Source organism: Curtobacterium sp. MCBD17_021, from assembly GCF_003234525.1.
In the GTDB taxonomy this organism is placed as follows: Bacteria; Actinomycetota; Actinomycetes; order Actinomycetales; family Microbacteriaceae; genus Curtobacterium.
Genome location: NZ_QKTS01000009.1, coordinates 22,310 through 44,426, shown reverse-complemented (window position 1 = coordinate 44,426; position 22,117 = coordinate 22,310). Strand labels below are relative to the sequence as shown.

Here is a 22,117-nt window from a genome sequence, read left to right as displayed (position 1 = left end):
AAGAACACATGGCCCCGTACGACAAGGGCGCGAACTCCCGCGCCGACCGCTCCGACCGCACGCGCCACCCGAACGGCACCCCTGCCGCTCGCAGCGCCAAGCACCGCGGCTTCCGTGCCGCCGACCCGTCCGCTCCGCGCCAGAAGCAGCGCTGGGACGCCGACGAACGTCGCTCCCGTCCGTCCTCGGGCGAGCGCCCGAACTGGGAGCCGCGCGACAGCCGCGGCAGCCGTCCCGCGTGGGAGCCGCGCGGTGCGGGCCGTCCGGCCCGCGGTTCGGACCGCGACGAGCGTGCGCCGCGTCGTGACGCCGACGAGCGCGCGCCGCGTCGCTTCGACCGCGACGACCGAGCCCCGCGTCGAGACAGCGACGAGCGTGCCCCGCGTCGCTTCGATCGTGATGACCGTGCTCCGCGTCGCTTCGATCGTGATGACCGTGCTCCGCGTCGCTTCGATCGTGATGACCGCGCTCCGCGTCGTGACAGCGACGAGCGTGGGCCGCGTCGCTTCGATCGTGATGACCGCGCTCCGCGTCGTGACAGCGACGAGCGTGGGCCGCGTCGCTTCGACCGTGATGACCGTGCCCCGCGCTCGTTCAACCGCGATGACCGCGGGCCGCGTCGTGACGGCGATGACCGTGCCCCGCGTCGCTTCGACCGTGATGACCGTGCCCCGCGCTCGTTCAACCGTGACGATCGTGCTCCGCGTCGTGACGCCGACGAGCGTGGGCCGCGTCGCTTCGACCGTGATGACCGTGCCCCGCGCAAGTCCGATCGCAACGACCGGGCACCCCGCTCGTTCGACCGCGACGAGCGTGCCCCGCGTCGCGACGACGCTCCCCGCGGACACTTCGTCCCGGCGGACGACGTCAAGCTCGAGAAGCTCCAGGCTGAGTCCACCGTCGCGGCCGACGTCGAGGGCGTGACCTTCGGCGACCTCGGCATCGGTGGCAACATCTCCCGTGCCCTGGCCGAGCTCGGCGCGAGCAGCCCGTTCCCGATCCAGGCCGCGACGATCCCCGACGTGCTCGCCGGCAAGGACGTCCTCGGCCGTGGCCGCACGGGCTCCGGCAAGACGATCGCGTTCGGCGCCCCGCTCGTCGAGAAGCTCATGGAGCACGGCGGCGGCACGAAGCGCAAGATGGGCCGCGCCCCGCGTGCGCTCATCCTCGCCCCGACCCGCGAGCTCGCCCTGCAGATCGACCGCACGGTGCAGCCGATCGCCCGGTCGGTGGGCCTCTTCACGACCCAGATCTACGGCGGTGTGCCCTACGGCCGCCAGGAGGGTGCCCTCCAGCGGGGCGTCGACATCATCGTCGGCACCCCCGGTCGCGTGCAGGACCTCATGAACAAGGGGACGCTCGACCTCAGCGAGGTCGTCATCTCCGTCCTCGACGAGGCCGACCACATGTGCGACCTCGGGTTCCTCGAGCCGGTGCAGGAGATCCTCTCCGCGACGGCCGACGTCACCCCGCAGGGCAACCGGGCGCAGAAGCTCCTGTTCAGCGCGACGCTCGACACCCAGGTGGCGGCGCTCGTCGACGAGTTCCTGCACGAGCCGAGCGTGCACGAGGTCGCGGGTGAGGACCAGGCGTCCTCGACCATCGACCACCGCGTGCTCGTGGTCGAGCAGCGCGACAAGGACCGCGTCCTCGAGGAGCTCGTCGCCGGCGAGGGCAAGACCATCGTCTTCGCCCGCACGCGTGCCTACGCCGAGCGTCTGGCCGACCAGTTCGAGGACGCCGGCATCCGTGCGACCTCGCTGCACGGTGACCTGAACCAGTCGCGACGGACCCGCAACCTGCAGCTGCTCACGAGCGGCCGGGTGAACGTGCTCGTCGCCACCGACGTCGCTGCGCGTGGCATCCACGTCGACGACGTCTCGCTCGTCGTGCAGGCCGATGCGCCCGACGACTACAAGGCGTACATGCACCGCTCCGGCCGCACGGGTCGTGCCGGCAAGGAGGGCACCGTCGTCACGATCGTCCCGCGTGGCCGTCGCCGCAAGATCGAGGGCATCCTCGAGCACGCCGAGATCGAGGCGGACCTCGTCGAGAGCGGTCCCGGCGACCGCATCATCGCTGAGCTCGCCGCGCGCTGACCTCGGCATCTGACCGACATCGAAGGCTCGGTCCGCGCTGGCGCGTCGCTCTGAGCGGCGCGCGTACGGGAGGCCCGGTACCAGACGGTACCGGGCCTCCCGGCACCGCCGCCACACCGCTGGCGCGTCGTGTGCGGCCCGGCTGGTGGGGTCCAGCTCCCGTCCGTCGTCCACCCGCGGGACGAACAGGTGCGCGCACGCGCGACGCGATGCCGTTGCGCCCGTCGCCGGGGTTGCGTGTCGCGGAGGTGTCAGCGGTTGAAGAACAGCACCCCGCGCGCGTAGCCGGCCTGGCCGGCATGCTGGACGCAGTCGTCGAGGATGCTGACGAGGCGCACGCCGACGGTGACCGGCGGGTCGTAGTCCTCGTCGATGACGGTCTCGAGGTCCTCGGCCGACAGCGTCCCGAGGTACGACACGGTGCGTTCGTGCACGGCGGCGAGGTACCCGGTCAGGAGGTCGGCCGACGCGCGGACCCGGCCGACGTCGTCACGCGACATGCCGTAGCCGAGCGCCTCGGCGGGGAACGGCAGACCGAAGCGTCCGACCCAGCCGTCCGCGGTCCACACCTGTTCCGTGCCGGCGAGGGCGGCGATCTGGGAGTCCTGGCCGCGCGCGATGTGCCAGGCGAGCCATGCGAGGGTGTTCGCCCCGGCGGCCGGTCGGGATGCGAGCTGGTCCTCGGACAGGCCGTCGACGGCACGTCCGACCGTCTCGGGCACGCGGGAGAACGCTTCGACGAGGAGTTCGGCGGGAGTGGTCATGCGACCGACGGTACGCCGCTGTCCTCCACCGTCGTCCGGTGGCAGCCGGGCCTCCACGGGTCCCGCGTGGGCGCCCGGGATGTCCGCGGCGGCCGTTACCGTGGCTCGCATGCGGATCCTGCACACCGGCGACTGGCACCTCGGGCGCACCCTCCTGGGCGCGGACCTGCTCGAGCACCAGGCGGCGTTCCTCGACCACCTCGTGCAGGTCGTCCGTGACAGGTCGGTCGACCTCGTGGTCGTCGCGGGGGACGTCTACGACCGGGCGATCCCACCGGTCGAGGCGGTCCGCATGCTCTCGCACGTGCTCGAACGCCTGGCCGAGACGGCGACGGTCGTCGTGACTCCCGGCAACCACGACTCGGCGGTCCGACTCGGGTTCGGCGCCGGCGTGATGAGCGACCGCGTGCGGATCCTCGCCGAACCGTCGCGGCTGTCGGAACCGGTGCTGGTCCACACGTCCGACGGTGGCGGCCCGGTCGCGGTGTACGGGGTGCCGTACCTGCAGCCCGACATGGTGCGGTACGCCCTCGCGTCGGTGCCCGACGAACCGCTCGCACGCTCCCACCAGGCCGTCGTCGGTGCGGCGATGGACCGCGTGCGGAGCGACCTCGCCACCCGTACCGGGACCCGCTCGGTGGTCGTGGCGCACGCCTTCGTCGGTGGTGCGCTGCCGAGCGACAGCGAGCAGGACATCCGCGTCGGGGGTGTCGACCGGGTGGCCGAGTCCACCTTCGACGGCGTCGACTACGTCGCGCTCGGCCACCTGCACGGGCCGCAGCGCGTCGGAGCGGGGGAGCGCATCCGCTACGCCGGGTCACCGCTGGCCTTCTCGTTCGGCGAGCGGAACCACACGAAGTCGGTGACCCTGGTCGACCTCGGCATCGACGGGGCCGTGTCCGTCGAACTCCTCCCGACACCCGTGCCCCGGCGGCTCGTGGACGTGCGCGGCAGCATCGAGCAGATCGAGTCCGGGGCGTTCGCCGAGCACACCGACGCCTGGGTACGGGTCGCCGTGACGGACACCGTGCACCCCGAGCGCCTGTACGCCCGCGTGAAGGACCGGTTCCCGCACGCCCTCGCGATCACGCACGAGCCCGCCGACGCCCCCGACCGGTCGCCAGCGCGTGCCGTCAGCGCCACGTCCGACCCGGTGGAGGTCGCAGCGGACTTCGTCACCTACGCCACCGGTGGCGGCCCGGACGACGTGGAGCTCGCGATCCTCCGCGACGCCTACGAGTCCGCTGCCGCCGCGCTCGCCGAGCAGGGAGCACGCTGATGTACCTGCACCGCCTGGAGCTGCGTGCCGTCGGCCCGTACCCGGAACTCGTGTCGATCGACTTCGCGTCCCTCGCCGCGTCCGGGGTGTTCCTGCTCGAAGGGCCGACCGGGTCCGGCAAGTCCACGATCATCGACGCGGTCGTCTACGCGCTCTACGGCGGGCTCGCCGGCAGCGACGCCAGCACGGACCGACTGCACAGCCAGCACGCTGACCCGGGCGTGGAGCCCTTCGTCGACCTCGTCTTCGAGACGAGCGCCGGCGTGTACCGGGTCCGCCGCACCCCGCCGTACGACCGACCGAAGCAGCGGGGGAGCGGCACGATCCGTCAGCAGGCCTCGGCGCAGCTCTGGCGCCTCGCCGATCCGGCGGACCTGGTGGGCGAGCCGCTGTCCCACCGCGCGCCGGAGATCGGTGCCGAGGTCGCCCGGGGCGTCGGACTCAACCGCGACCAGTTCCTGCAGACCGTCGTCCTGCCCCAGGGCGAGTTCGCCCGCTTCCTCCGGTCCCCGGGGGAAGACCGGCGCAGGCTCCTGCAGTCCTTGTTCGGCACGGCGGTCTACGACCGGACCGCCGACGAGCTCGCGGCACGTCGCCGGACCGCCCTCGCGGACGTCGAGGCAGCGGACGCCCGGGTGCGGGACGCACTCGGCAGGTTCCGTCAGGCGTCCGGGGACGACGACGCCGACGAGTCGACCGCGCCCGACGTGGTGGTCGCGCTCCAGCGGGATGCCGCCGGACGGGAGCGTGCTCGTGCCGAGGCCGCGGTCGCTGCCGAGCAGGCCGTCTCCCACCTGCACGACGTGACTGCGCGCTCGGCAGCCGTCGACCGGCGCCGCGACCTGCTCCGCCGTCGGGACGCCGCTGCCGACGGAGCGCAGGTCGTCGCCGAGCACCGCACCGCCCTCGCACTGGCGGAGCACGCCGCCGTGGTCGTCGCGGTCGCCGACGGTGCGGCGTCGGCCGAGGACCGCCTGACGGCACTGGTCGGAGAGCGCTCGACGGTCCGCGACCGACACGACCTCACCGACCCGGCACCCCGTGCGACCCACGACCGACTCGTCGGGGTCCTCGCCGACGTGCGGCACCTCGTCGAGCTCGAGCGGACCCTCGCCGAGCGGGCGACCGCTGTCGAGACCGCCACCGCCGACCTCGAACGGACGCAGGCGCGGCTGACCGAGGCGGTCGCCGCACTCGCCGACCGACCGGACGAGCGCGCGGAGATCGTCGCCACCGCCGCCCGCGCGGCCGAGACCGCGGCCGACGCCGGAGCCGCCGAACGAGCGGTCGAGACGGCACAGGAGCTCGCTCGGCTGCTCGCCGCTCGTGACGCCGCCGCCGACCGCGCCGCGGCCGCCGCCACCGCCGTCGCGGAGTCGGCGACCGCCGCTTCCGCTGCCCTCGCAGCCGAGAACGACCTCCGTGCCCGTCGGATCGCCGGGCTCGCGGGCGAACTCGGCGCGGCGCTCACGCCCGGCGACCCCTGCCCGGTCTGCGGCGCGGTCGAGCACCCGGCGGTGGCCCAGCCGCAGGACGACCACCCGAGTGCCGAGCAGATCGATCGGGCTGCGGCGGCTCGTGCCGATGCCGAACGCGGTCTCGCCGCCGCGACGGCGGACCACGCCGTCGCGCGGGCGGAACTCGCCCGTCTGACCGAGGCCGTCGGTGACCACGACGACGAGTCCGTCGCACGGCAGCGCGATGATGCCGACGCCCGACTCACCGCGGCCCGTGTGGCGGCCACCGCCGTCGCCGAGCACGAGCGCCGACTGCAGGCCCACGACCGCGCGACCCGGGCGCTCGAGGTGGACCACAACGACCTCGTCACCCGGAGTCGGGTCCTCGCCGACCGGATCGAGAGGGACCGTGTCCGTCTCGACGAGGACGGCCAGCGCGTGCGTTCCGCCCGACACGTCGTGCTGGCGGCCGCGGGCGACGCAGCGGCCGGCGGGGCGGGGGCGGAAGCGCGGCGGGCAGCCGGTGCTGACGGTGACGGGGACGGGGACGGGGACGACAGCCTGGCCGCAGTGGTCGAGCGGGTGGACGCCGTGACGACGGTCCTCCGTGCCCTGGCCGACCTCGACGACCGGGTCACCGCGACCGAGCGCGACGTCGCCGACCGCAAGGCCGAGGTCGACGCCGCCGTGCAGGCGCAGGGGTTCACCGACGTCACGTCCGCACGGGCCGCCGCGCTCAGCCCAGCCGATGCGGGACGACTCCGTGCACTCGTCGTGGCGGCGGACCGGGAGCACGCCGTGGTGGAGGCCGGACTGGCCGACCCTGCCGTGGTCGCTGCCGCCGAGGACCTCGCAGCACTCGACGCCGCTGCGCCTGGCGTCGCCGTGCTCGACCTCGACGCTGCCCGGACCACTCGGGACGCCGCCGCCGACGCCCTCGACGACGCCACCCGGGCCGCGGCCGCCGGGTCCGAACGTGCCGCCGCTGCTGAGCGGTGCGCCGCAGACCTGGAGCGGGCCGTCCGGGCGCGGGACACGACGAGCGCCGAGAGCCGGGCGGTGGTCCGTCTCGCCGACATCGCCTCCGCCGCGCCGAACGCCAACCCGACGGGCATCACCCTCGGCACCTACGTGCTCATGCGCCGGTTCGAGGACGTCGTGGCCGCCGCGAACGACCGACTGCGGGCGATGCTCGCGGGACGGTTCACCCTCGAGACCTCCGACGAGCGGGAGTCCGGCACCCGAGCACGTCGGACCGGACTCGCACTGGCGGTCCGCGACCACCTCACCGACAGCACTCGGGACCCACGGAGCCTGTCCGGCGGCGAGACCTTCACGTTCTCGCTCTGCCTGGCGCTCGGGCTCGCCGACGTCGTGCAGGCCGAGGCCGGCGGGGTGTCACTCGGGACGCTGTTCGTCGACGAGGGCTTCGGCACCCTCGACCCCGAGACCCTCGACGACGTCATCGGGCAGCTGTCACGGCTGACGGCGGGCGGGCGCCAGGTCGGCATCGTCAGTCACGTCGAGGAACTCAAGCAACGGATCCCGGAGCGCATCGCGGTACGACGCACGCCCGAGGGCGGTTCGCGCGTCACCACCACCGTCTGACCGGGACGCGCCAGCGCCCGAGCAGCCGACGCTCAGGCCGTGCTCGCCCGGACCGGTGCATGCCCGGACCGGTGCGCGTCCGGCCCGGTGCATGCCCGGACCCGTGCGCGCCCGGTCCGGTGACATGAGCATCAGCGCACGTCGGGCCCGTGTCCGGCTGCGGTCAGGGCGAGTGCGGAGCGTCGACGGTGCCGTCGGGCGGCGGCAGGATGTCGGCGGCGATCCACGGGAACACCCACGTGAACAGCGCGAAGACGACGGCGGCCAGGAGCACGAGCAGCTCGAGCACCTTGAGGGCGGTGGGTCCGGGCAGGAGGCGCCAGACGAGGGGGAAGATCACTTGGCCGTCTCCGAGAGTTCCTTCGGCGTACCGTCCGACGCCTGCATCCAGTAGTCCATCTTCGCGTGCACGATGTACCGCTCGGCAGCCGACCACATGGGGTGGCAGGCGGTGAGCGTCAGCCAGCGGTCGTCGGCCGTCGGCTCGACCCCGGGCTGGTTCGGGACGGGGGCGATGGTCTCGATCTTGTCCGGCGTGACGATCTGGCTGTCGGTCACCTTGTAGACGTACCAGACGTCGAAGTCCTGCTCCGCGTCGGTCACGCGCACGACGATGGAGTCGCCGTCCTGCATCTCGGCGATCTGGTTCAGCGGCTTGCCGTAGGTCACGCGGTGGCCGGCGACGGCGAAGTTGCCCTCTGCTCCGGGCATCGCGGTGTCCTGGTAGTGCCCGAGCCCGATCGTGTTGAGGACCTGTTCACGATCAGTGCCCTCACCGATCGGTCGGGTGTAGTCCGCGCCGAAGCGGGGGATCTGCATCGTGCCGAACACGGTCGACATCCCCGGCGGCTCGGAGAGCACGGGGGCTTCGTCGCGGTGCTCGGTGCCGACGGCCTGCTTCGTCTCGGGCTGTTCGAGCGTCTTGACCAACTCGTTCTGCTCGTTCACGGCGACGACGTCGGTCCACCATGCGGTCCACACCACGTAGAGCCCGGTGCCCGCTCCGGCGATGATGAGGAGCTCCGCGAGGAGGGCCACGAGAGCCCCGAAGACGGTCTGGCGGGGACGCCGCCGCCGAGGCCGCTCGGCCTCGGTCGCGTCGCGGGCGTCGCGCCGCGACGGCAGCGTGTCGTGAGAGGTCACTGGGGCTCCGGTTCGTGTGGACGGCGCAGTAGGTCTATCAGACCACGGCGACGGCTGCCTGCGGGCATCATCCACAGGTCGTCCAGGCGTTACCGTGGGCCGGATGGAGTACGTCATCCGCCCGTTCCGTCCCGCCGACACCGACGCGGTCGTCGCGCTCTGGGAGTCCTGCGGGCTCGTCCGACCGTGGAACGACCCCCGCCGCGACATCGCCCGGAAGCTGACCGTGCAGCCGGAACTGTTCCTGGTGGCGACCGACCGGGAGGCCGTGGTCGCCGCCGGCATGGCCGGGTTCGACGGGCACCGTGGCTGGGTCAACTACCTCGCGGTGCGCCCGGAGGAGCAGGGCGGCGGGCTCGGTCGAGCGATGATGAGCGAGTTCGAGCGGCTGCTCACGGCGATGGGCTGTCCGAAGCTCAACCTGCAGGTGCGCGCCGGCAACGAGCAGGTCATGGCGTTCTACGAGTCGCTCGGGTACGCCCCGGACCACGCGGTCTCGCTCGGCAAGCGCCTGATCCCGGACGACGGCGGTCCTGCCCGTGACGCGAGTGTCGACGACACCGTCACCGTCAATGATCGCTGAGCGATCCTCGCTGGATCTTCAGGACAGTGCGAGTCCGACGGACGCTCCGAACGCGAGCACGATGCCCGTCGTCTGCAGTGCCGTGAGCCGTTCCCGGAGCACGACCCCGGCGAGCACGACCGTCCCGATCGGGTAGAGCGCGTTGAGGACGCTCATCACCGGCAGCGTCGACGGGTCGTCGCTCGAGTGCAGGCCCGCCTGGATGAAGACGTTCGCCAGGGCGTCGAGGACCCCGCACCCCACCACCGCCAGCACGAGCGCTCGGCCCGGCCGCGACCGCACGGCACCGACCGGGGCCCCGCCACCGGCCGCACCCACGGAACCGACCCCGCCACCGGCCGTGCCCACGGAACCGACCGCGCCACCACCGGCCGCTCCTGCGTCGTGTGCGGCGCCTCCCGGCCGGAGCCGTGCGACCACGACCGCCGCCGTGCCGAGCAGCACCACCTGCACGACCCGCGCCACCACGAGGGTCGCGACGCCGGCGTCGGGCGGCGACGCGTCGTACGCCAGGACGATCCCACCCAGGCCGCAACCCGCGGCGGCGGCCGTCACCACACCACGGGCGGTGAGGCGGGCACCGCCGCGGTCCGGCACCGCCGCGACGAGCACGACGGCCACCACCGCCACGACGAGCGCGACGATGCCGAGCGCGGACAGCACGGTGCCGCGGAGCAGTGCGACCGCGACCGGCACCACCGCGGTGAAGACCGCGGTGAGCGGCGAGAGGACGCTCATCGGCCCGGTCGCGAGCGCCGCGTAGAGGAGGAGCACCCCGGCCCCGCCCGACACCCCCGCGACCGCGCCCCACAGGGCCGCCTCGGAGCCGAATCGGCCGCCGAGCAGGGCGAGTCCGACCAGGAGCGGGGCGACGCCGACGGCCGCGGCGACGGCGGTCACGGACACCGGCCGTGCCCGGCGGGACGCGAGCCCGCCGAGGAAGTCGGCGGCGCCGTAGACGACGGCGCCGGCGAGGCCGAGCAGCACGGTGATCACGGGTCCCATCCTGCCCGGACCGGTACCCTGCACGGCGTGAGTGTTCCCTACCACCGGTTGCCCCGTGTCGACGCGAACTGGCGGTGGTGGCGCCCGCTCGTGGCGCTGGCGGTGTTCCTCGGCTTCTACATGCTGTCGCAGATCGTCATCGGGATCGCCTACCTCGTGCCGATCGCGACGCAGCGCGGCCCGGAGGGGCTGGACGACCTGCTGACGAAGCTGTCCGAGGGGGCGCTCGACCCGACGGACCCGCTCGTGTTGTCGATGTCGCTCGTGTCCCTCGTGGTGCTCCTGCCGGCGATCATGCTGTCGACGAGGATCGCGCGGCTCGGTCCGTACGGGTTGCTGTCCTCGATCCGGCTGCGGGTCCGGTGGGGCTGGCTCGGCTGGTGCCTGCTGCCGCTGCTGGTGCTCGGGATCGTCATGTTCCTGCTCCAGTCGTGGGGCATGTTCGCGTTCGACGGCGGTCTGCACTGGAACACCGCCGCGATCGGTCAGTCCACCGTGTCGGTGCAGACGCTGACCGTGACGATCCTGCTGGTCGTCCTGCTCGTGCCGTTCCAGGCAGCGGCCGAGGAGTACGTCTTCCGCGGGTTCCTCATGCAGACCATCGGCTCGTGGATCCCGGTGCGGGTGGTCAGCACGGTCGTGGCGGTCGGGGTGTCGACCGTGCTGTTCGCCGTCCTGCACGTGCCGAACGGCTACAACATCTGGGGCATCCTCGACGTCGGCTCGTTCGGGCTCGTCGCGGCGGTCATCGTGCTCCGGACCGGCGGGCTCGAGGCGACGGTGCTCCAGCACGCGCTCAACAACATCATGATCTTCGTGCTGCAGGCACCGGGATGGTCGGAGATCGACCTGACCGGAGAGGGCTCGCAGGGGACCCCTGCCGGGTTCCTCGTCACCCTCGCGACCTCGCTCGGCTACTGGGGACTCATCGAGCTGATGGCGCACTGGCGCCGCCTGGACCGTCGGTTCCCGGGGCAGGAAGCCCCGCGGTTCCACGGACCGGCACCGCGCTGGGCCGGCGGGCGGCAGTGGCTCCGGCCGGGAGGCCCTGGCTGGTCGGGTGCGCCGGCGCTCGGCGACGGGTCGGTCACCTCCGGCGACCCGGCGCTGGTCGGTGTCGGTGTCGGTGTCGGTGCCGGTGCCGGTGTCGGTTCCGGCGCCGGTACGGGCGCCGGTGCTCGGTCGTCCGTGTCCGCGCCCGCACCCGCCTCCGGTTCTGAGGAGGGGGCCGGGGCTGGAGCTGAGGCTGTCCCTGTGGAGAAGTCCGGTGGTGTCGGACCGCGGCCGTAGGCTCGTCGCATGAGCACCACCGCGCCCGCGCCCGAGTCGGCGGGCACCCGTTCCGCCGCCCTCGACGTGCTGCACCGGGTGTGGGGGTACGACGCCTTCCGTGGTGAACAGGCCGCCATCATCGAGCGCGTCGTCGCCGGCGGGGACGCGCTCGTGCTCATGCCGACCGGCGGCGGCAAGTCGCTCTGCTACCAGGTGCCCTCGCTCGTCCGCGACGGCATCGGGGTGGTCGTCTCGCCGCTCATCGCCCTCATGCAGGACCAGGTCGACGCGCTGGCCGCGAACGGTGTCCGGGCCGCGTTCCTCAACTCGACGCAGGGGCCGGACGAGCGTGCGCGGGTGGAGCGGGACGTCGTCACCGGGCAGGTCGACATGCTCTACCTGGCACCCGAGCGGCTGAAGATCGAGTCGACCCGCGCGTTGCTCGACCGGGCCCGGATCGCGCTCTTCGCCATCGACGAAGCGCACTGCGTGGCGCAGTGGGGGCACGACTTCCGACCGGACTACCTCGAGCTGAGCGTCCTGCACGAGCGCTGGCCGACCGTGCCCCGGATCGCGCTGACCGCCACCGCGACGCCGCAGACCCACCGCGAGATCTCCGCCCGCCTCGGACTCGACGACGCCGCGCACTTCGTCGCGGACTTCGACCGGCCGAACATCCAGTACCGGATCGAACCGAAGACCGGCGCCCTGCAGCAGCTCCTCACGTTCATCCGGACCGAGCACAGCGGGGACGCCGGCATCGTGTACTGCCTGTCACGCAACTCGGTCGAGCGCACCGCAGCGGCCCTGGTCGAGCAGGGCATCGCCGCCCTGCCGTACCACGCTGGTCTCGATGCCCGGGTGCGGGAGCGCAACCAGGCGCAGTTCCTCCGCGAGGACGGCATCGTCATGGTGGCCACGATCGCGTTCGGCATGGGCATCGACAAGCCCGACGTCCGCTTCGTCGCGCACCTCGACCTGCCGAAGTCGGTCGAGGGCTACTACCAGGAGACCGGTCGTGCCGGGCGCGACGGTCTGCCCTCGACCGCCTGGCTGGCGTACGGCCTCAACGACGTCGTGCAGCAGCGCCGCATGATCGACCAGTCCGAAGGCGATGCGGCGCACCGACGGCAGCTCAGCGCCCACCTCGACGCCATGCTCGCCCTCTGCGAGACGGTCGAGTGCCGCCGCGTCCGCCTGCTCGCGTACTTCGGGCAGGAGTCCACCGCCTGCGGCAACTGCGACACGTGCCTGGCCCCGCCGGAGTCGTGGGACGGGACCGTCCCGGCGCAGAAGCTGCTGTCGACGATCGTGCGGCTCGACCGCGAACGCGGGCAGCGGTACGGCGTGGCACACCTCGTCGACATCCTGACGGGCAAGCAGTCGCCGCGGGTGCAGGAGCTCCGGCACGACACCCTCGCCACGTTCGGCATCGGGCAGGAACTGTCCGACGCCGACTGGAAGACGGTCGCCCGGCAACTCCTCGCTCAGGGGTACGTGGCGGTGTCGGGCGACGGGTACGGCACCCTCGTCCTCAGCCCGACGAGCGCCGACGTCCTCGCCGGCCGGGTCGACGTCCGGATGCGTCGCGACCCGGTGAAGGCCCCGCGCGCCGGTCGGTCCCGACGCAGCGCCGTCGTGTCCGACATGCCGCAGGAAGCCATGCCGCTCTTCGAGTCGTTGCGGCAGTGGCGAGCCGGTCAGGCGCGTGAGCAAGGAGTCCCCGCCTACGTGGTGTTCAACGACGCCACCCTGCGGGGGATCGCTGCCGTCAGACCGTCCGATCTCGACGAACTGTCCGAGATCTCCGGCGTCGGGGCGGCGAAGCTCGAGTCCTACGGGCGGGCCGTCCTCGACGTCGTGGCTGCCGCCGTCTGATCCATGCCGCTCGGGGCATGCTGCTCCGGAACCCGTCACTACACTCGGTACCTCCCGTCTGACAGGAGGCCGTGTGACCGGTTCGTCGAAGTCCGCCACCGTGCTCGGTCGTGCCGTGGTGGCGCCGCTCGCACGACTGCTCTGGCGGCCACAGGTCGTCGGCCGGAAGAACGTCCCGAAGCGCGGCGCGGTCATCCTCGCGAGCAACCACCGCTCCTTCATCGACTCCCCGACGATCACGCTGCTCGCACCCCGCAAGGTGTCGTTCCTCGCGAAGCAGGAGTACTTCACCGGCACGGGCGTCCGCGGTGCCATGTCCCGCGCGTTCTTCTCCGGTATCGGCGCGATCGGCGTCGAGCGCGGTGCGGGTGCTGCGGCTCAGCACGCCCTCGACCTCGGCCTCGCGCGGCTCGAGGCGGGGGAGGCCTTCGCGATCTACCCCGAGGGCACCCGGTCCCTCGACGGCCGCCTGTACAAGGGGAGGACCGGCGTCGCCTGGTTGGCGTTGACGAGCGGGGCCCCCGTGGTGCCCGTCGCCCTGACCGGCACCGAGGACGTCCAGCCCGTCGGCTCGCGGATGCCGCGGCTGGCCCGGGTCCGCATCGAGTTCGGGGAGCCACTCGACCTGTCGTCGTTCGGCGCCGCGAGTTCGGGACGGGCTCGACGGCAGGCGACCGATGCGGTGACGGCGGCGATCCAGGCGCTGAGCGGACAGGCACTGGCAGGTGCCTACAACGAACCGCCGGCGACGATCGTCGAGCGGGTCAAGCGCATGCTCCACCACGATGACCGCGGTGGCGAGGTCGAGCCGGACTGAAGCCGGGCCTCCCGTGCCGAAGTGGGTCGGCCGGCACATGGGCGAGCGGATCGGCGCCGTCGGCAGCACCCAGGGCACCCGGTGCTGCATCGCCGCCCCGGTGAGCCGGGTACCGTCGACCCCGTCGTGGCGCGGACGTCACGCGGTGAGGAGACCACGGTGCGGGTGTCGGTGTTGGGGACCGGAGCGATGGGGGCGGGTGTCGCGCAGTCGTTGCTCCGCGCGGGGCACGACGTCACGGTGTGGAACCGCACGGTGGGGCGTGCCCGACCGCTCGGGGAACACGGCGCGACCGTCGTCGACGACGTCGCCGACGCTGTCTCCGACGCCCAGGTCGTCCTGTTGACCCTGTTCGACACCGATGCCGTGGTCGACGTCCTCGAGCAGGCGGCCGGTGACGCCCCGCAGGACGCCGTGTGGGTGCAGGCGTCCACGATCGGCGTCGCCGGTACCGAGACCGTGGTGCAGCTCGCCGGGAAGTACGGGATCACCCTGGTGGAGGCCATGATGCTCGGCACGAAGGCCCCCGCGGAGCAGGGGAAGCTGACGATGCTCGTGGCCGGAGCCGATGCGCCGGTGTCCGTCGTCGAGCCCGTGCTCGACGCGGTGAGCGCGAAGGTCGTCCGCGCGGGAGACCGCGTCGGCGAAGGGACGGCGCTCAAGCTCGCTGCGAACGCGTGGATCGCGTCCATCACCGCCGCCACGGGACAGTCGCTGGCGATCGCCGCGGCGCTCGGGCTCGACCCGCAGCTCTTCCTCCAGGCGATCGAGGGCTCGGCGAGCGACTCCGCCTACGCCCACACGAAGGGGGCGGCCATGATCGCCCGTGACTTCCCGGCGCAGTTCGCGCTCGACGGGCTGCGGAAGGACATCGGCCTCATCACGGACGCGGCCCGAGGTGCGGGCGTCGACACGACCCTGCTCGACGCCCTCGGTCGGGTGTACGCCGAGGCGAGCGCTGCCGGGCACGGCGGCGACGACATCGCGGCGGTCGGCACAGCGTTCTGACGGCGCTCAGGGCCGACGGAACAACGCCCGGAGTCGGCGACCGAGACGCCCGACGGACTCGTCGTTCAGCGTGTTCGCGAGCATGAAGGCCTCACGCGCCGGATCAGCTCCGTCGCGGATCCGTCGCAGCGCCGCGTCGGCCCTGGCGCGGGCGTCGAGCTCGGCCGCGGGCATGTCGTCCTCGGGCTCGCGCATCTGCTCAGCGTACGCCGGGGTCGGTGTCGGCCCGGACGTCAGTCCTCGTCGTCGATCGCCGCGTTGTCGTCGACCGCGCCGGCCATCTCGCGCAGGAACGCGACGACGACAGCCATGTCCTCGGGCGGCAGGTGCTGCGCGACCTCGACGGCCCGGGAGTCCAGGTCACCGATGACGGCGAGGGCGCGACGCATCGACCGGCCCGTCGCGGTGAGGATGACCCCCCGGCGGTCGGCCGGGTCGGCGTGACGTTCGACGTGCCCGGAGCGGACCAGGCGGTCGACCAGCGCAGAGGTGGACGCAGCGGTGATCCCGAGTCGCTCGGCGAGCTCCTTCGAGTTGACGGTGCGGCCCGAGGTCTCGGCGTCGACGAGCACCCGCAGGGCCATCAACGCGTTCTCACCGATCCCGAGTTCCTCACGCACGCGACGCTGGGCGGAACTCTCGGCAGTGCGGTACCGACGCAGGGCGTTCAAGACGTCCACCGCGTCGACCCGGGAGTCCTCGCCGTACCAGAACCCCGGGGCTGTCGTCGTCACCTCGGAAGTCATGCTCTCAATGCTAGACGGTCTAGTTAGTTTGTCTAGCGAAGGGCGGCACATGCACGCCGGGCGTCCAGGGAACGAAGTCGGGACGTGCCTGCAACACCGGGGACCCCGATCGGAAACACCCCGGCAACGCGTGATCAGTAGGTTCGCCGCATGCAGGAGTCGACGTGCTGAACCGACTCGCGCGGAGCGTCCACAGCGTCGGGGGCGCTGTCGAGCGGACGGACGTCGTGGCGCGCCTGCTCGACGTACACCTCGCTCGGCGGGACCCGGCGGTCGAGAGCAGTGCGCTCGGTCGGAGCCTGCGCGGAGTCGTCGGCGCCGCGGTGCCGGAGGAGGACGTCGACCTCAGCCCGGCTGCGACGCTCGAGGCCCTGGCGTTGGACCGTCACGAACCGGCGTCCATCGCGGCTGCCGTGGCCGTGGCGCGCGACGATGCCCGGCGGGCACGGGACGTCGTCTCGACCGAGCTCTGGGACTGCCTCAACACGACCCGCTCCCGGCTCCCGCGCAAGATCGCCGGCGAACGGGCGCACGAGTTCCTCGGCTGGGTGCGGGAGCGGAGCGCCCTCGCGGTCGGGGTCGTCGACGGGGACGCCAGTCGCGACGAGGTGTGGGAGTTCTTCACCCTCGGCCGGTCGCTCACCCGGCTCACGGTCACGGCGCGGATGCTCGCCTCAGACCTGCTCGACCCGGGGTCGGCGGCGTCGTGGGCGACCGCCCTCCGTGCCTGCGGAGCGGGGGAGGCGTTCCACCGCGAGCACCGGCACGGCACCACCTCGGCGGAGGCCGCCGCGTTCCTCCTGCTCGACGCGCACAGCCCGCGGTCGCTGCTGTTCCTCGCGCGCCGGAGCGAGGAGTGCCTCGAGGACCTGGTGGGCGTGCACCTCGCTGCCGAGGTCCGTGCCTTCGGGGACGCCCGCGTCGAGCTCGAGACGGTGACGCCGGACACTGCGGTCGACGCGACCCGGTCGGCCGGGGCCCGTCTGGCGCTCGCGGCGGAGACGGTCACGGCCGCGCTCGACGCCCGCGTCTTCGCGGCCCCCGAGCCGGCAGGCTGACGGGGCCGGCACGCTGACGGAGCCGGCGCGGCAGGCGGCGGCAGACGAACGTCAGACGGCGCTGGACCGGTCGGCCACGACCTCGTCGTGCTCGAGGTCCCGGCGCACCGCAGCCCGTCCCGCCCGTGACCCGACCACGGGTAGCGACCGCGTCACGGCGAGGTGCAGACGGGTGTCGGCGTCGTAGCGGAGCCGGACGTGCTGGAACCGGACGAGCCACACGAGCGCGATCGCGAGCGCGACGAAGCCGGAGGCCGCCCCGACGCCGATCGCCCACCGCGGCCCCCAGGCGTCCGCGACCGCGCCGACGATCGGAGCACCGACGGGGGTCCCGCCGACGAAGATCGCCATGTAGAGCGCCATCACCCGGCCTCTCATGGCGGGTGTCGTGGTGGTCTGCACGAGGGCGTTCGCCGTGGTCATGAAGGTCAGGGACGCCAGGCCGACGAACGCGAGCAGGACCGCGAAGGTCCAGTACGTCGGGGCGAAGGCCGCCGCGGTGCAGGCGAGTCCGAACCCGCCCGCGGCGAGGGTGAGCGTGCGCATGCGCGGAGCGTCGCGCCGGGCGGAGAGCAGGGCGCCGAGCACCGAGCCGACCGCCATCACGGAGTTGAGGAGCCCGAACTCCCCGGCACCCCGGTCGAACTCGACCCGCGCCATGGTCGAGGTGAAGATCGGGAAGTTCACGCCGAACGTCCCGACGACGAAGACCATGCCGAGCACGACCACGATGTCGGGCCTGGTCCGCACGTACCGGAAGCCGGCGACGAGCTGCCCCTTGCCCCGCGCAGCCCGCGGTCGTTCGGCGAGCTGCTGCGGGTCGACGAAGCGCAGGGCGACGAGGACCGCCAGGAACGACCCCGCGTTGATGACGAAGACCCAGCCGGAGCCGATCGCGGCGATGAGGACCCCGGCCACTGCGGGACCGACGAGTCGGGCGGCGTTGAACGACGCGGAGTTCAGCGCGACGGCGTTCGACACGTTCTCGCCCGTCACCACGTCCGACACGAACGCCTGGCGGACCGGGGTGTCGAACGCGGCGACGACGCCGAGCGCGAGCGCGAAGCCGTACAGCGACCAGAGCGTCGCCGTGTCGGTGAGCACCATGACGGCGAGCCCGAGGCCGAGCAGCCCCATCGACCCCTGCGTGAGCATGAGCATCCGGCGCCGGTCGAAGCGGTCGGCGACCAACCCGGTCCACGGGAGCAGGAGCAGCTGCGGCCCGAACTGGAGTGCCATCGTCACGCCCACCGCGACGGCGTCGTCGTCGGTCAGCTGGGTGAGGACGATCCAGTCCTGCGCCGTGCGCTGCATCCAGGTGCCGATGTTCGACACCAGGGCACCGGCGAACCAGATGCGGTAGTTGCGTCCCGAGAGGGACCGGAACATGGCACTCACTGGGCGGCGAGCCTCCGCATGATGTCGTTGGCGGCGGCGAGCGTCCTCCGCTCGGCGGGCGTCAGGGCGGCGAGGCGTGGGGTGAGCCAGCCGTCGCGGCGCTGCCGGGTCTCGGCGACCAGGTCCTCGCCTGCCGTGGTGGGGCACAGGAGCACCTTGCGGCGGTCGTCACCGTGCCCGTCCTTCGTGATCAGGCCCCGCTCGATGAGCGCCGTGACGGTCTTCGTCATCGACGGCGGGGTGACACCTTCGTGCCGGCTGAGCTCGGCGAGGGTCATGGCGCCCTCACGGAGCAGCAGGGCGAGGGCGGAGAACTGGGCGTCGCTGACGGTCGTGTCGGACTTCTGCGCGCGGAGCGTCCGGGACAGCCGGTTGACGGCGATGCGGACGTCGGTCGCGAGCGGAGCACCGGCAGCGGAACGGCGACGCGCGGGAGTGCGCAGCGGGTCGGTGACGGTCACGGTTCGTCAGCCTAGCTCATTAGTTCAGCGAACGAATCAGTTGCTGCCTCGCTGCGTCGGACGGGCGTAGCATGGACGACATGGACAACACGTGTTGCCCATTGGACACGGGCCGGAAGGCGCGGGAGGAGCAGGACGCATGAACGGGTTCGCGGGCAAGGTCGCCATCGTCACCGGTGGCGGCAGCGGCATCGGCGAGTCGATCGCGAAGGAGCTCGCGGCAGCGGGCGCCTCGGTCGTCGTCACGGACATCAAGCAGGAGGCCGCCGAGCGCGTCGCCGCCGAGATCGAGCAGGCCGGCGGCACCGCAGCCGCCGTCTCCGCGAACTCGTCGATCGCCGCGGAGAACGAGCGGGCCGTCCGGTTCGCCGTCGACACCTACGGCGCACTGCACCTCGCCGTCAACAACGCCGGCATCGGCGCCGCCCCGCAGCCCATCGGCGAGTACGACGTCGAGGCGTGGGACCGCGTCCGTGCCGTCGACCTGGACGGCGTCTTCTACGGCCTCCGCTACGAGATCCCCGCGATCCTCGAGGCCGGTGGTGGCGCGATCGTCAACATGTCGTCGGTCCTCGGTTCGGTCGGCATCGCCAACAACGCCGCCTACGTGGCGTCGAAGCACGCCCTCGTGGGTCTGACCAAGGTCGCCGCGCTCGAGTACACCGCCAAGGGCGTCCGCACGAACGCCGTCGGCCCGGGCTTCATCGACACCCCGCTCGTCCGCTCGTCGCTGAGCAGCGACGAGCTCGCCGGCCTCGAGGCGCAGCACGCCGCCGGGCGCCTCGGCACCGACGCCGAGGTGGCCGCGCTCGTCCTCTTCCTGCTCAGCGACCAGGCGTCGTTCATCAGCGGCAGCTACCACCTGGTCGACGGCGGCTACTCCGCGCACTGACCTGCGGTCCGCGGGACGAGCCCGGACGGGAGGCCCGGCGGACGTGAGCAGATGCGCTCACGTCCGCCGGGCCTCCCGTCCGTCAGCCCGGCGCCCGCGTCACCCGGCGCCCGCGTCAGTGGGCCGACCGCGTCAGCCCGGCCATCGCGTCACCCGGCGACCGCGTCAGTGGGCCGACCGCGTGAGGATCGCGTCGTGCGGGAGCAGTGCGTGCACGCCCCAGGTGCGGTTGGCGACCTGGGTGACGCGCATGCTGACGGCGACGCTCGCCATGCCGAGCGCCTCGGCGCGTGTGATGTCGTGGGAGCCGGCGATCCAGTCGACCATCCGGTCGAGCGCGGTCGCGGTCGCGGCGTTCAGGTCCGCGTCGAACCCGAACGTGATGCGGCCCGCCGGGGTGTCGGCGTGGATGCCCTCGACCGGTGCCTCGTCGAGCAGGGTCAGGGTCATCGTGGTCGTCATGCCGCACTCGACCGCGGTGCCGGAGACCTCGCCGTCGCCCTGGGCCGCGTGGCCGTCGCCGACCGACAGCAGCGCCTCCGGGACCGTCACCGGCAGGTACAGCGTGGCGCCGACGACGAGTTCGCGACAGTCGATGTTGCCGCCGCCGAGGGGTCGCGGTGGGATCGTCGAGTGCTCGCCGGTCGCCTCCGGCGGGAGTCCGACGACGCCGAGGAACGGGGCGGTCCGCACGCCGAGCCCGAGCTGGTTGTGCGCGGTGCCCGCTGCCGGGTCGACGTCCCAGAGGAGCGGCCCGCGTGTGGACGGGTCGGCCAGGCCGAGGGCACGGTTCAACGGGGTGTCGACGCCGCCGGAGCCGGTGTAGCCCCAGCCGTCCGGTACCAGCTCGTCGAAGCGGACCGCGAGGACCTGGCCGGGACGGGCCCCGGCCACGGCGATCGGACCGAGCAGGCAGTGGCCCCGGCGGGAGGCGATGAGCGTCGACATCTCGACCCCCGGGGCCGGCAGGCGTTCGGTGTAACCGGCGGCGCTGAGGGTCTGGACCGTGACGGTGTCGCCCGGAGCGACGGTCAACACCGGTGGGCGCTCGGCGGTGAGGACGTCGACGGCGGTGTCGGGGGTGGTCTCGATGCGGTGGTGGGTCACCGGGTGATCATCCCAGGCGCGGCTCCGGGGACGTCGACACGAGACGCCGGTGTCGCGGCACGACGCCGGCGTCAGTGGAACTGCGGGATCGTCAGCCAGATGCCGTACAGGACGGCGGCGACGCACAGTGCGAAGCAGACGCCGGCGCCCAAGGAGGCGATCCTCGGCGTGGAACCGGAGCGTGGCGTCTCCTCGGCGTACTGGGTGCGCTCGCCGCCGGCGTCGGTTGGCTGCCCGGTCCCGAGCAGACGGAGACCGAGCGTGTAGAGCAGCACGACGGTCACGGCGGCGACGAAGCCCACTCCCGCGACGGTCGCGATGGCACCGAAGTCGATGTCCATGGGGTCCTCCCTCAGTTCCCGGCGGACACGGGCTCGCGCTCCGTGCTGCCCTCGCGGACGTCGTCCGCACCGATCGGCCTGCGGCGGGCCAGGACGAAGAAGGTCAGGCCGCCGACGAGGGCGAGCACCGCCACGACCACCAGCCCGATCGTCGAGGTCGACGCGAGCCACGTCGCCAGGCCACCGACGATCGCCGCGGACGGCAGCGTGATGACCCAGGCGACGACGATCCGGCCCACGACGCCCCAGTGCACGTCGGCGAGCTTCTTGCCGAGACCCGACCCGATGACCGAGCCGCTCGTGACGTGGGTGGTGGAGAGGGCGAAGCCCAGGTGTGAGGAGACCAGGATCGTCGCGGCCGAACTCGTCTCCGCCGCGAAACCCTGCGGGGACTGCACGTCGGAGATCTTCTTGCCGACGGTCTTCATGATCCGCCACCCGCCCATGTACGTGCCGAGGGCGATCGCGAGCCCGCAGGCCAGGACCACCCAGAGTTCGGGACCGGTGCCGGAGCCCTGGTACCCCGCGGCGATGAGGGTCAGGGTGATGACGCCCATCGTCTTCTGCGCGTCGTTCGTGCCGTGCGCGAGCGACACCAGCGACGCCGAGACAGTCTGACCGTGTCGGAAGCCGGTGGCGGCGCCGTGCGTGGTCGCGTTCTTCGTGATCGTGTACGCCAGGTAGGTCGCGACGAGGGCGATCACCCCGGCGATGACCGGCGACAGCAGTGCCGGCAGCACGACCTTCGAGACGACCGTGGCCCAGTCGACCGAGTCCAGGCCGGCGCCGATGACCGACGCGCCGATGAGCCCGCCGAACAGCGCGTGCGTGGACGACGACGGCAGCCCGAAGTACCACGTGGCCAGGTTCCAGAGCACGGCGCCGACGAGTCCCGCGAAGATCATCGTCGGCGTGATGTGGATGCCGTCCTGCCCCTCGCGGATGAGGCCCTGCGACACGGTCTTCGCCACCTCGGTGGAGAGGAACGCGCCGACCAGGTTGAGCACTGCGGAGATGAGGACGGCGGTGCGGGGCTTGAGGGCACCCGTGGCCACCGAGGTGGCCATGGCGTTCGCGGTGTCGTGGAACCCGTTCGTGAAGTCGAACACGAGGGCCACCACGATCACCAACACGACGGTGACGAGGACGTCCATGCGCGAGACGCTAGGCCCGTGCCGAGCGGTGCGCGTGAACGACGGAT

Annotated in this window: 21 protein-coding genes; 10 read left to right on the top strand and 11 right to left on the bottom strand. The window is 72.6% G+C overall.

Annotated features, from left to right (window positions below):
- The first annotated feature begins 8 nt into the window (after nt 1–8).
- Nucleotides 9–2,099: a DEAD/DEAH box helicase gene (locus DEI83_RS09630; RefSeq protein ID WP_111081747.1), complete on the top strand. Its 2,091-nt coding sequence runs from the start codon at nt 9–11 to the stop codon at nt 2,097–2,099.
- 251 nt (nt 2,100–2,350) lie between these two features.
- On the opposite strand, the gene DEI83_RS09625 is transcribed toward DEI83_RS09630, so the two are convergent.
- Nucleotides 2,351–2,863 (bottom strand): DinB family protein, encoded by a 513-nt coding sequence (locus tag DEI83_RS09625; RefSeq protein ID WP_111081746.1) that lies wholly within the window; start codon nt 2,861–2,863, stop codon nt 2,351–2,353.
- A 109-nt stretch (nt 2,864–2,972) separates the two neighbouring features.
- Here DEI83_RS09625 and DEI83_RS09620 point away from each other — a divergent pair, with 109 nt between their 5' ends.
- The gene (locus DEI83_RS09620; RefSeq protein ID WP_111081745.1) at nt 2,973–4,142 is read left to right on the top strand and encodes an exonuclease SbcCD subunit D; all 1,170 of its coding nucleotides are present in this window, start codon (nt 2,973–2,975) and stop codon (nt 4,140–4,142) included.
- Nucleotides 4,142–7,207 (top strand): AAA family ATPase, encoded by a 3,066-nt coding sequence (locus tag DEI83_RS09615; RefSeq protein ID WP_111081744.1) that lies wholly within the window; start codon nt 4,142–4,144, stop codon nt 7,205–7,207. The genes DEI83_RS09620 and DEI83_RS09615 overlap by 1 nt, the downstream gene beginning before the upstream one ends.
- A gap of 163 nt (nt 7,208–7,370) precedes the next feature.
- Here DEI83_RS09615 and DEI83_RS15915 read toward each other — a convergent pair whose 3' ends face one another.
- Both DEI83_RS15915 and DEI83_RS09610 read right to left on the bottom strand, forming a co-directional pair.
- Entirely contained in the window at nt 7,371–7,547 is a 177-nt protein-coding gene (locus DEI83_RS15915; RefSeq protein WP_181431164.1) for a hypothetical protein, read from the bottom strand.
- Nucleotides 7,544–8,350 carry a class E sortase gene (locus DEI83_RS09610; RefSeq protein ID WP_258371153.1) on the bottom strand — a complete coding sequence of 269 codons (807 nt, stop codon included), beginning with the start codon at nt 8,348–8,350 and terminating at the stop codon, nt 7,544–7,546. Before DEI83_RS09610 ends, DEI83_RS15915 begins: the two co-directional genes overlap by 4 nt.
- A 103-nt stretch (nt 8,351–8,453) precedes the next feature.
- Here DEI83_RS09610 and DEI83_RS09605 point away from each other — a divergent pair, with 103 nt between their 5' ends.
- Nucleotides 8,454–8,933, top strand: a complete 480-nt coding sequence (locus DEI83_RS09605; protein WP_111081743.1) for a GNAT family acetyltransferase — start codon at nt 8,454–8,456, stop codon at nt 8,931–8,933.
- An 18-nt stretch (nt 8,934–8,951) separates the two neighbouring features.
- Here DEI83_RS09605 and DEI83_RS09600 read toward each other — a convergent pair whose 3' ends face one another.
- Entirely contained in the window at nt 8,952–9,929 is a 978-nt protein-coding gene (locus DEI83_RS09600) for an EamA family transporter (protein WP_111081742.1), read from the bottom strand.
- Between the two features lie 36 nt (nt 9,930–9,965).
- Here DEI83_RS09600 and DEI83_RS09595 point away from each other — a divergent pair, with 36 nt between their 5' ends.
- The 4 genes from DEI83_RS09595 (at nt 9,966) to DEI83_RS09580 (ending at nt 14,913) form a co-directional block, all read left to right on the top strand.
- Nucleotides 9,966–11,228 (top strand): CPBP family intramembrane glutamic endopeptidase, encoded by a 1,263-nt coding sequence (locus tag DEI83_RS09595; RefSeq protein WP_146243286.1) that lies wholly within the window; start codon nt 9,966–9,968, stop codon nt 11,226–11,228.
- A 9-nt stretch (nt 11,229–11,237) separates the two neighbouring features.
- Nucleotides 11,238–13,088 carry a DNA helicase RecQ gene (gene recQ / locus DEI83_RS09590; protein WP_111081740.1) on the top strand — a complete coding sequence of 617 codons (1,851 nt, stop codon included), beginning with the start codon at nt 11,238–11,240 and terminating at the stop codon, nt 13,086–13,088.
- A 73-nt stretch (nt 13,089–13,161) separates the two neighbouring features.
- Nucleotides 13,162–13,905 carry a 1-acyl-sn-glycerol-3-phosphate acyltransferase gene (locus tag DEI83_RS09585; RefSeq protein ID WP_111081739.1) on the top strand — a complete coding sequence of 248 codons (744 nt, stop codon included), beginning with the start codon at nt 13,162–13,164 and terminating at the stop codon, nt 13,903–13,905.
- 126 nt (nt 13,906–14,031) lie between these two features.
- Entirely contained in the window at nt 14,032–14,913 is an 882-nt protein-coding gene (locus DEI83_RS09580; RefSeq protein ID WP_258371151.1) for an NAD(P)-dependent oxidoreductase, read from the top strand.
- Between the two features lie 6 nt (nt 14,914–14,919).
- Here the strand turns inward: DEI83_RS09580 and DEI83_RS09575 are convergent, their stop codons facing one another.
- Together DEI83_RS09575 and DEI83_RS09570 are read right to left on the bottom strand one after the other, a co-directional pair.
- Complete coding sequence (locus tag DEI83_RS09575) at nt 14,920–15,108, bottom strand: hypothetical protein (protein WP_111081738.1); 189 nt, start codon at nt 15,106–15,108, stop codon at nt 14,920–14,922.
- Between the two features lie 38 nt (nt 15,109–15,146).
- Nucleotides 15,147–15,659: a MarR family winged helix-turn-helix transcriptional regulator gene (locus DEI83_RS09570; RefSeq protein ID WP_111081737.1), complete on the bottom strand. Its 513-nt coding sequence runs from the start codon at nt 15,657–15,659 to the stop codon at nt 15,147–15,149.
- A gap of 164 nt (nt 15,660–15,823) precedes the next feature.
- Between DEI83_RS09570 and DEI83_RS09565 the strand changes: the two genes are divergently transcribed.
- Nucleotides 15,824–16,717, top strand: coding sequence for an alpha-E domain-containing protein (locus tag DEI83_RS09565; protein ID WP_111081736.1), 894 nt, complete (start codon nt 15,824–15,826; stop codon nt 16,715–16,717).
- 51 nt (nt 16,718–16,768) lie between these two features.
- Here the strand turns inward: DEI83_RS09565 and DEI83_RS09560 are convergent, their stop codons facing one another.
- Both DEI83_RS09560 and DEI83_RS09555 read right to left on the bottom strand, forming a co-directional pair.
- Nucleotides 16,769–18,106, bottom strand: coding sequence for an MFS transporter (locus DEI83_RS09560; protein WP_258371150.1), 1,338 nt, complete (start codon nt 18,104–18,106; stop codon nt 16,769–16,771).
- Nucleotides 18,107–18,111: 5 nt separating this feature from the next.
- Nucleotides 18,112–18,576: a MarR family winged helix-turn-helix transcriptional regulator gene (locus DEI83_RS09555; protein WP_258371149.1), complete on the bottom strand. Its 465-nt coding sequence runs from the start codon at nt 18,574–18,576 to the stop codon at nt 18,112–18,114.
- A 139-nt stretch (nt 18,577–18,715) separates the two neighbouring features.
- Between DEI83_RS09555 and DEI83_RS09550 the strand changes: the two genes are divergently transcribed.
- Nucleotides 18,716–19,468 (top strand): SDR family NAD(P)-dependent oxidoreductase, encoded by a 753-nt coding sequence (locus DEI83_RS09550; RefSeq protein ID WP_111081734.1) that lies wholly within the window; start codon nt 18,716–18,718, stop codon nt 19,466–19,468.
- A 165-nt stretch (nt 19,469–19,633) separates the two neighbouring features.
- Here the strand turns inward: DEI83_RS09550 and DEI83_RS09545 are convergent, their stop codons facing one another.
- The 3 genes from DEI83_RS09545 to DEI83_RS09535 all read right to left on the bottom strand — a co-directional run bounded on the left by DEI83_RS09545 (nt 19,634) and on the right by DEI83_RS09535 (nt 22,070).
- Nucleotides 19,634–20,575, bottom strand: a complete 942-nt coding sequence (locus tag DEI83_RS09545; RefSeq protein WP_111081733.1) for an acetamidase/formamidase family protein — start codon at nt 20,573–20,575, stop codon at nt 19,634–19,636.
- A gap of 71 nt (nt 20,576–20,646) precedes the next feature.
- A complete protein-coding gene (locus DEI83_RS09540; RefSeq protein WP_111081732.1) occupies nt 20,647–20,916 on the bottom strand; it encodes a hypothetical protein in 270 nt (89 codons plus the stop codon).
- An 11-nt stretch (nt 20,917–20,927) separates the two neighbouring features.
- Complete coding sequence (locus DEI83_RS09535) at nt 20,928–22,070, bottom strand: inorganic phosphate transporter (protein WP_111081731.1); 1,143 nt, start codon at nt 22,068–22,070, stop codon at nt 20,928–20,930.
- Nucleotides 22,071–22,117 lie beyond the last annotated feature (47 nt).

What these genes read in the sequence shown, in the direction of transcription:
- DEI83_RS09615 (WP_111081744.1), top strand. Translation starts at nt 4,142, where the DNA reads ATGTACCTGCACCGCCTGGAGCTGCGTGCCGTCGGCCCGTACCCGGAA.
- DEI83_RS09605 (WP_111081743.1), top strand. Translation starts at nt 8,454, where the DNA reads ATGGAGTACGTCATCCGCCCGTTCCGTCCCGCCGACACCGACGCGGTC.
- recQ (WP_111081740.1), top strand. Translation starts at nt 11,238, where the DNA reads ATGAGCACCACCGCGCCCGCGCCCGAGTCGGCGGGCACCCGTTCCGCC.
- DEI83_RS09540 (WP_111081732.1), bottom strand. Translation starts at nt 20,916, where the DNA reads ATGGACATCGACTTCGGTGCCATCGCGACCGTCGCGGGAGTGGGCTTC.
- DEI83_RS09570 (WP_111081737.1), bottom strand. Translation starts at nt 15,659, where the DNA reads ATGACTTCCGAGGTGACGACGACAGCCCCGGGGTTCTGGTACGGCGAG.
- DEI83_RS09550 (WP_111081734.1), top strand. Translation starts at nt 18,716, where the DNA reads ATGAACGGGTTCGCGGGCAAGGTCGCCATCGTCACCGGTGGCGGCAGC.
- DEI83_RS09620 (WP_111081745.1), top strand. Translation starts at nt 2,973, where the DNA reads ATGCGGATCCTGCACACCGGCGACTGGCACCTCGGGCGCACCCTCCTG.
- DEI83_RS09560 (WP_258371150.1), bottom strand. Translation starts at nt 18,106, where the DNA reads ATGTTCCGGTCCCTCTCGGGACGCAACTACCGCATCTGGTTCGCCGGT.
- DEI83_RS09625 (WP_111081746.1), bottom strand. Translation starts at nt 2,863, where the DNA reads ATGACCACTCCCGCCGAACTCCTCGTCGAAGCGTTCTCCCGCGTGCCC.
- DEI83_RS09630 (WP_111081747.1), top strand. Translation starts at nt 9, where the DNA reads ATGGCCCCGTACGACAAGGGCGCGAACTCCCGCGCCGACCGCTCCGAC.
- DEI83_RS09575 (WP_111081738.1), bottom strand. Translation starts at nt 15,108, where the DNA reads ATGCGCGAGCCCGAGGACGACATGCCCGCGGCCGAGCTCGACGCCCGC.
- DEI83_RS09535 (WP_111081731.1), bottom strand. Translation starts at nt 22,070, where the DNA reads ATGGACGTCCTCGTCACCGTCGTGTTGGTGATCGTGGTGGCCCTCGTG.